General features: G+C 63.7%; 6 protein-coding genes and 1 pseudogene. 1 reads left to right on the plus strand and 6 read right to left on the minus strand.

The annotated features are described in order from the left end of the window. The 6 genes and pseudogenes from J4F42_19345 to aroQ form a co-directional block, all read right to left on the minus strand. Positions 1 to 737: SurA N-terminal domain-containing protein (locus J4F42_19345; GenBank protein ID MCE2487674.1), on the minus strand; the 737-nt coding region annotated here is incomplete at its 3' end. A 45-nt stretch (positions 738 to 782) separates the two neighbouring features. Further along, complete coding sequence (mfd, locus tag J4F42_19350) at positions 783 to 4,256, minus strand: transcription-repair coupling factor (GenBank protein MCE2487675.1); 3,474 nt, start codon at positions 4,254 to 4,256, stop codon at positions 783 to 785. 68 nt (positions 4,257 to 4,324) lie between these two features. Beyond that, entirely contained in the window at positions 4,325 to 5,434 is a 1,110-nt protein-coding gene (locus tag J4F42_19355) for a DUF1573 domain-containing protein (protein ID MCE2487676.1), read from the minus strand. 18 nt (positions 5,435 to 5,452) lie between these two features. Beyond that, complete coding sequence (gene accC, locus J4F42_19360; GenBank protein MCE2487677.1) at positions 5,453 to 6,871, minus strand: acetyl-CoA carboxylase biotin carboxylase subunit; 1,419 nt, start codon at positions 6,869 to 6,871, stop codon at positions 5,453 to 5,455. Positions 6,872 to 6,921: 50 nt separating this feature from the next. Beyond that, positions 6,922 to 7,368, minus strand: a complete 447-nt coding sequence (accB, locus tag J4F42_19365) for an acetyl-CoA carboxylase biotin carboxyl carrier protein (protein ID MCE2487678.1) — start codon at positions 7,366 to 7,368, stop codon at positions 6,922 to 6,924. Next, positions 7,358 to 7,793, minus strand: a pseudogene (aroQ, locus tag J4F42_19370) (type II 3-dehydroquinate dehydratase). The gene accB and the pseudogene aroQ overlap by 11 nt, the downstream one beginning before the upstream one ends. 130 nt (positions 7,794 to 7,923) lie before the next feature. Here aroQ and J4F42_19375 point away from each other — a divergent pair. Next, positions 7,924 to 8,191 (plus strand): nuclear transport factor 2 family protein (locus tag J4F42_19375; GenBank protein ID MCE2487679.1); only part of this gene is annotated, 268 nt, incomplete at its 3' end.

Genomic DNA, 8,191 nt, shown 5'->3' on the forward strand with positions numbered 1-8,191 from the left:
ATCGAAAAGGCGAGCTGTTCCATGTCGGAGTCCATCTGGCCGCGCTCGAAAAATCCCAGGTCGCCGCCCTGGTCCGCACCGGGTCCGAGGGAGTAGGTCGAGGCCAGGGTCGCAAAATCCTCCCCGCGGATGACCCGACCGTGCAGAGTCTCCATCAGGGTCGACATTTTCAACTCCTCGTCCGCCCCGGCGCCGGGCGACAGGGGCAGAAAAATATGCCGGATACGAACCTGGTCAGGGGTGGCGTAGTCCTCGCGGTGAGCCTCGTAATAGCGCTGGACGGCCTCATCGGGAACACTGACCCGAGAGCCGACCTCCTTATTCATCAACAGCGCCTGCTCAATTTCCTGAGCGATCTGCTTACGGTACTGCTCCATGCTCATGCCCTGGTCGGCCAGGGCCGCTTCCAGCTGTTCGTCGTCCAGACCGCCCTGGTTCTTGATCCGTTCGATATAGCTGTCGATATCCACGGCTTTGGCCCGCAGTCCCTGTGTATCAACCTCATTCTCGATCATTTTGTTCATGAGCAGGGCGTCCAGAAAGTCGCGCTGGCTCATGTCGGCCGTCCCCTGAGGATACATCATGGCCGCCCGGTCGTTCATCTGACCACTGTAGGCCTCGAGTTCCCGCAGCGTGACCGGCTGCCCGTCAACGGTGGCCACGATACGGTTGATGGTTTCGGCCTGCCCTATCGTTGCGGTGGCCAGGACGGCGAACACAAAAGCGAGTCTCTTCATTGTCATCTGTCTCCCGAGGTCGAGCGCGTGGCAGACGCCCTTGGGCTAACACGACTCGCCCAGGTCGTGCAAGAGCGTCTTGACCGACCGGATGGCATCCTCGCCCGGCTTGAGCCCCAGGCTGAGACGCAGGTCGGGCGTCAGATGTGCGGGCCGCTTGTCGTGCTCAATAAAGGCGACCAGCCGCTCGGGCTTGATGGGCGAATCGGGGTGAAAATGGATCGTGACCGACTCGGCGCGTTTTGAGACGGCAGTGACCAGACAGGCGCGCAAGACCCGGCGCAGGTCCATCACCTCAATCAGCGACAAGACGAGTTCGGGCAGCGGACCGAAACGGTCTTCCAGCTCCTCACCGAGTTCCTCCAACTCGTCCCGGGCTTCGACATTGGCCAGCCGCTTGTAAAACACCAGACGTTGGTTGACGTCCGGGATATAGGCTTCGGGGATGTAGGCCGGAATACCGAGCTGAATCTCGGGTTCAATCCGGACCTTGATCCGCCCGCCTCTGAGTTCGGTAACGGTTTCTTCCAACATCTGGGCGTACAGCTCGAAGCCGACCGCAGTGACATTGCCCGACTGTTCTTTACCCAGCAGGTTGCCGGCGCCCCGGATTTCCAGGTCGTGGGCGGCCAGGCGAAAGCCGCCGCCCAGATCGTCCAGCTCCTCAAGTACCTCCAGACGCCGGCTGGCGTCCTTGGTCAGCCGGTGCTGGCCGGGAATCAGCAGGTAGGCATAGGCGCGTTGGGCGGCGCGGCCGACCCGACCGCGTAGCTGGTACAGCTGGGCCAGCCCGAACTGGTCGGCCCGGTTGATAATGATCGTGTTGGCGGTCGGAATATCAAGACCCGACTCAATGATCGAAGAGCACAGCAGCACATTGGTCCGGTGGTGCAGGAAGTCGAGCATGACCGTTTCGAGGTCGCGCTCGGCCATCTGGCCATGGCCAACCGCCAGGCTGGCCTCGGGTACCAGCGCCCGCAGCTGGTCGGCCATGCGCTCAATCGTCTCCACCCGGTTATGGACAAAAAAGACCTGTCCCCCCCGCTCCAGCTCGCGCAGGATGGCAGACCGGATCAGATCCTCGTCAAAGCGCGTCACATAGGTCCGAATGGCCTGACGGTCGACCGGTGGCGTCTCGATCACACTCAGGTCGCGCAGTCCGATCAGGCCCATGTTGAGGGTGCGGGGAATCGGCGTGGCGGACAGGGTCAGCACGTCGACCAGGTGGCGCAGCTTCTTGATCTTTTCCTTGTGCACCACCCCAAAGCGGTGCTCTTCGTCAATCACGATCAGGCCCAGCCGTTTGAACACAATGTCTCGCTGCAACAGCCGATGGGTACCGATGACGATATCGACCTGGCCGTCGGCCAAGCCGCGCACCACGGCTCTGGCGTCCTGGGCCGAACGAAAACGGTTCAACACCTCGACCCGTACCGGATAGTCGGCAAAGCGGCGGGCAAAGGTCTCAGCGTGCTGTTGGGCCAGGACTGTGGTCGGCACCAGCACCGCCACCTGTTTCCCACCCAGAACGCTCAGAAACGCGGCCCGCAGAGCGACCTCGGTTTTTCCGTAGCCAACATCGCCGCACACCAGCCGGTCCATCGGCTTGGGGCTGTTGAGATCGGCCAGGACATCGTCAATGGCCAGCTGCTGACCGCGCGTTTCTTCAAACGGAAAGCCGGACACAAACTCCCGGTACTCCGGTCCATCAACCGCCAGGACGGGCCGTTGGGTGGCCTCCCGGACCGCGTGCATCTCCAGCAGCTCGCGCGCCATGGCCAGGATGGCTTCCCTGGTTTTGCGCTTGACCCGCTCCCACTTCTGGGTGCTCAATCGGTCGAGGGCCGGGCTGCGTTCACCGCTCCCGGCGTACTTCTGGACCAGATTGATCCGCTCAACCGGCAGGTACAGCCGATCTCCACCCGCGTACTCGAGTTGCAGATAATCGCCCTCGGTATCGGCCACCGACAGGTGACGCAGCCCCTGATAGCGGCCGATACCGTGGTCGATATGGACAACGTAATCGCCGGCTTGCAGCTGGCTCAGACCGGTCAGATAGTCGGCAACGGGTCGCGGACGGACACGGCGGTGGTGGCGGCGCTCGCCAAAGATCTCCTCCTCGGCGATAAACACCAGACCGTCGGCCGGCAGCACAAAACCCTGTGACACGGGGCTGGTCAGAATAGCCAGACCGGGCTCGGGCGCGAGTGTATGCCACTCGGCGGCCGGCACGATTGCCGACTCAAGCTCATGGCCGAGCAGCAACTCCTGGAGCTGGGCGGCCTGGACCCGGCTCGACACGCTCAGAAACACCCGGGCGCGCTCTTCCTGCCACTGCCGCAGCCGTTCTGCCAGGCTGGCCAAGCCACCCGCGCCGGCCTTGGGCAGGACGCTGCGCAGCAGCGAGGAACTGACCGTCCGGTCGGCCTCCAGGTGTTCAAGCCCGGGCAGCTCACACACCGGGCTGGCGGCGAGCTGGTCACGCAGACCATCGGGTCGGACATACAGCTGTTCGGGCTGGGCGGCAAAATGGCCGTGCTGGTGAGCCGCCTCGGCCCGCTGGCTGAGCGCCTCCCAGCCCTGTTCCAGACCGGCCTCAAGAGCCAGCGGATCGACCAGCCAGACCAGCGTATTGCGCGGCAGATAGTCCCACAGGCTCTCCAGTTCGGGATACACCCACGGCAAAAAGGCTTCGACGCCGGGGAACAACAGTCCGCTTTTCACATTCTCGATGAGGCGCTGCTGTTCCCGGTGGGGTAGCTCGCCGGCCGCCAGCGCGGCTTCAATCGGCCGTTTGGCAGCCTGCAAACGCGCCACCGAAAAAAAACGCATCGGCAGCAGCATGGCCTCGTCGAGCGAAGATCGTGAGCGCTGCGAGGACGGATCGAAGGTCCGCAGGGACTCTACCACATCGCCAAAGAACTCAATCCGGACAGGCGCCTCGGACAGGGGCGGAAACACGTCGAGCAGGCCACCGCGGACACTCAGCTCGCCCTTTTCCTCAACCACCGGAACCCGCCGATAGCCCCACTCCAGCAGGTTATCAGCGACCTCGGTGAGCGGCGTCTCCTGGCCACGGCCGAGCCGTCGGGTAGCGGTCATGAACTCTTCCTGGGGCATCACCCGCTGGCTGAGCGCCTCAACACAGGTGACGATCACCGGGGCGCTGAGCGAGAGCAGATAATACAGGCCCTCCAGCTGCGCCGCGACCACATCGCCGCTGGGCGACAGGCCCTCGAAGGCGGGCACGTCCCAGGTGGGGTAGAGGTGGGGCGTGAGCGGTGTCTGGCGGTCCGCTCCGTTTGGCTCGGGCTGGCCTAGAAACAGCCCCAAGTCTGCGGCAAAGGCTTCTGCAGCCTGGTCCGAGTCGAGCACGCACAGGGTCGGGCGCGGCTGGTGTTGCAGGCAGCGGGCGACAAAAAAGGCCCGCGCCGCACCCTTGAGACCGGCAATGCGCAGCCGCTGCCCGGGCCCCAGCCTGGGCAGATCGGCCGACACCTCGGCCTGGGCGTCAAACAAGGGGTGCAACTCAGCGGAAACGAGCGGGTCAGCAGCCATGGTCGTGGAGATACACGCGGGCGGCGGTCTCAACGCCGCGCCTGGGATGGCTCAGCCACGCGCCCATACAACGGGATGCTGAGCACTTTTTCCAGCGGGTGATCGGTAAAGACCCGAAGGTCGCCCTGGATGCGGCCCGGTTGACTGTCGGCCGAGACCGTCATCACCAGCCGATACTCAAGCCCCGGGTTGACGGTTGCCAGCCGGGCGGCCACCCGCTCAGCCGTGCTGGCGACCCGACTGATGCGGACCGGCGTCTTGGACCGATTGGTGATGGTGACGGTGCGGGTCGTGCCTGCGCCCGGCTGCACAACACCAAAAGTGACCTGGGGCGGCCGGACAACGAGTTCACCCTCAACGCTGCCAAAGACCGGGATGACCACAGACGGACGCTTGGTGCTGGTCGTGGTCACGGTGATCTGGTCGTTCAGACGGCCCAGCGGGGCGTCTTCGGCCACGGTGACGATCAGGGTCTTGCCACGTTGGCCGTCCCGTTCGAGCGGCTCGGTCTGCACCTTAACCGCCGCGTTGGTGTTGGCAACCTGGGTGATCTCGACCGACGAGTCGGCGTCGACCAGGATCGCAACCCGCCTGCTGACTGCCTTGCCGTAGGCCAGCCGGCCGACGTACAGCTGGGGTGGCGCGGCCGCCACCTCAACCCGGATTTCGCCCTGCAGGGTCAGCGTCGTGGCCGGCCGCTGGGGGTCGTTGGTATGCACGACAACGGTCTTCTTTTTCTCGCCCAGAAACTGAGCGGTATCAAAAGTCGCGCTGATCGTGCCCCGTCCGCCGGGCGGAATGCGGCTGTCTGAGATGACGGCCGCAGTACAGCCGCACGATGTCTTGAGCGACTCGACCCGCAGAGATCTATCCCCCCGGTTGTGAAAGCGGAACAGGTGGGTCACCTTCGCGCCCTGCTCGACCGTGCCGAAGTCGTGCACCGGCTGCTCGAACACAATCCGTGGCGCGGCCCTTGGGACAGGGCTGTCGTCCGCGGTGTTCGGCTCCACCGCCTGCGGAGCGGGCTGGGCTGTAGGACTCAGGACCGGGTCCTGAGCCTGGGCCAGACCGGCCCACAGCCCGACCCCGACGGCCGCCAGCATCCTCGTCCAGCGCCGCACATATCCCTCGTCAGCCATGGTCCGCTTCCCCGTATGCTAGGCGACCTGCCGAATCACCGCGTCTGGGCTCGCGTCTTGGTTCACGTCTTGGTTCACGTCTTGGTCGGCGTCGTGCTGAGCGGTCAGGAACTCGTCCAGGTACTTGGTGTGAATGTTCCCGGCCAGGAAATCGGGGTCCTGTAGAATCTGCTGATGAAAGGGGATATTGGTCTTGATCCCGCCGATCTGATACTCGGCCAGCGCCGTCCGCATACGCCGGATCGCCTCCTCACGGCTGGTCCCGGTGGCGATGAGCTTGGCCACCAGCGAGTCGTAATGCATCGGCACCAGGGAGTTGTCAGCCACGCCCGATTCGACCCGGATACCGATCCCACCCGGGGCGGCATAGCCACGAATCCTGCCCGGTGAGGGCAGCATGCTGCGCGGGTCTTCGGCCACGATCCGACACTCGATGGCGTGACCGCGGGCGGTGACATCTCGCTGCTTCCAGGCCAGCGGCTCGCCTGCGGCCGAGCGAATCCCGGCCTGGACAATATCGATACCGGTGGTCATCTCGGTCACCGGATGCTCGACCTGGACCCGGGTATTCATCTCGATGAAATAGAACCGGCCTCTGGCATCGACCAAAAACTCGATTGTACCGACATTGGTATAGCCGACGGCCCGGGCCGCCTTGACCGCCACGGCTCCCATCCGGTCCCGCTGTCGCTTGGTCAGGACCGGTGACGGCGCCTCTTCAATCAGCTTCTGGTAGCGACGCTGGATAGAGCACTCACGTTCACCCAGATGGATGACGTTGCGGTGCTGGTCACCCAGAATCTGGAACTCGATATGCCGCGCCTGCTCCAAATACTTCTCCACATACAGACTGCCGTTGCCGAACGCTTTTTCCCCCTCATCGCGGGCAATCTCGAACAGAGACGCCAACTCATGCGGGTCGTGCGTAATGCGCAAGCCACGCCCCCCACCCCCGGCGGCCGCCTTAAGCAAGACCGGAAAACCGATCTGGGCGGCAACCGCCTGGAGTTCGCGGACATCCGAAACCGCAGCGGTCGTACCGGGCAAGACCGGGACCTTGGCCTTCTCCATGATCCGACGGGCGCGCGGTTTATCCCCCATGAGTTTGATGTTGCGCACCCGGGGGCCGATGAACACCAGCCCGGAACGCTGACAGGCTTCGGCAAAATCCGCATTTTCCGACAGGAAGCCATAGCCCGGATGCACCGCGTCGGCGCCAAAGGACAGCGCCGCGCTGACAATCGCCGGGATATTGAGATAGCTGCTGGCCGGAGCGGGCGGTCCGATACACACGCTCTCGTCGGCTAGACGAACGTGCAAGGCGTCCTTATCGACCGTCGAATACACGGCAACGGTCGCAATATCGAGCGAGCGACAGGCCCGGATAATCCGAACCGCAATCTCGCCCCGGTTGGCAATCAAGACTTTTCTGAACACGGGCACTCCATTTCGGGTCGGGACGGGTGCGAGGGCAGCCCGCTCCGGGCCTAGATCGGCTCCAGGACAAACAGCGGCTGCTCATACTCGACCGGCTCGGCGTTTTCGACCATGATCCTGGTCACCCGTCCGCGCTGTTCGGCCTGAATTTCGTTCATCATCTTCATGGCTTCGATGATGCACACCACCGCTCCCTTTTCAACCACGCTGCCAATCTCGACGTAGGGTTCGGCGTCGGGATTCGAGGCGCGGTAGAAGGTACCGACCATGGGCGAACGAATAGCCAGACCCGGCTCGACCGGTTCCGGGCTGACGGGGTTCGAGGCCGGAGCCTCTACCGGAGCCGTGGATGGCGAGGCCACGGGCTCGGCCGCATGAACCGGACGGGCACTATTACGGACGAGACGGACCTCGCCCAGCCGGTTCTTGAGTTCCAGCTCGGCCAGGCCCCTTTCTTCCATCAGGTCGATGAGCTTTCTGATATCGTCAAGTTCCATTGTGCAGTATTCCGGCCGCCGCCCGCAGCCCTAACAGGTAGCTGTCGGCTCCAAAGCCGCAGATCTGGCCGACGGCAACCCGGGCGATGTAGGAGTGGTGACGAAATTCCTCGCGTGTGTAGAGGTTTGACAGATGGACCTCAACGACCGGCAGACTGACCGACAGCAGCGCGTCCAGGATGGCCACGCTGGTATGCGTGTACGCCCCGGCATTGATAAGAAGCGCCCCGTAGCGCTCACGCGCGGCCTGAATGCGGTCAACCAGGGCTCCTTGGTGGTTGGACTGGAAAGTGTCAACCTCAAGCCCTAACTCGCGGCCCAACTCGCGCAGTCGTCGAGCCATAAATTTCGGGTTCGCGCAGCCCGAGCATATTGAGGTTCGGGCCGTGGAGCACAAGCACCCGTCCCGGTTCGCCTTTTTCCATTACCCCACCCCCCGTTGCAGCCCGGAGTGTAAGAGGAAACGCTGGGAGCGTCAAGGTGGAGCGCAGGGCTCGGCTTGACCCCGAGCAGGCTCAAGGGCTAAGCTCGGCTCAGCGCAAGGAGGGAGCAGCCATGCAACTCGAAGAACTCGACCAACGCATCCAGACCCTGGAAGACATCGAAGCCATCAAACAGCTCAAAGCCCGCTACTGCGCGGGGGCCGATGAACGGGACGAAGAGGCGTTTGTCGGCTGCTTTACCGAGGACGCCAGCTGGGACGGCGGCAGCTTTGGCCACTATGAGGGCCGGGAGGCGATCCGTACCTTTTTCCGCGCCATTCCCGACCGCCTGTCGTTTGCCGTCCACTATGTGATGAACCCCCAGATTGAGGTCAACGGCG

The organism is Desulfurellaceae bacterium (genome assembly GCA_021296095.1).
In the GTDB taxonomy this organism is placed as follows: domain Bacteria; phylum Desulfobacterota; class Binatia; order Bin18; family Bin18; genus JAAXHF01.

Coding starts and splice junctions, on each gene's coding strand:
- accB (MCE2487678.1), bottom strand. CDS start 7,368: ATGGAACTTGACGATATCAGAAAGCTCATCGACCTGATGGAAGAAAGG.
- J4F42_19355 (MCE2487676.1), bottom strand. CDS start 5,434: ATGGCTGACGAGGGATATGTGCGGCGCTGGACGAGGATGCTGGCGGCC.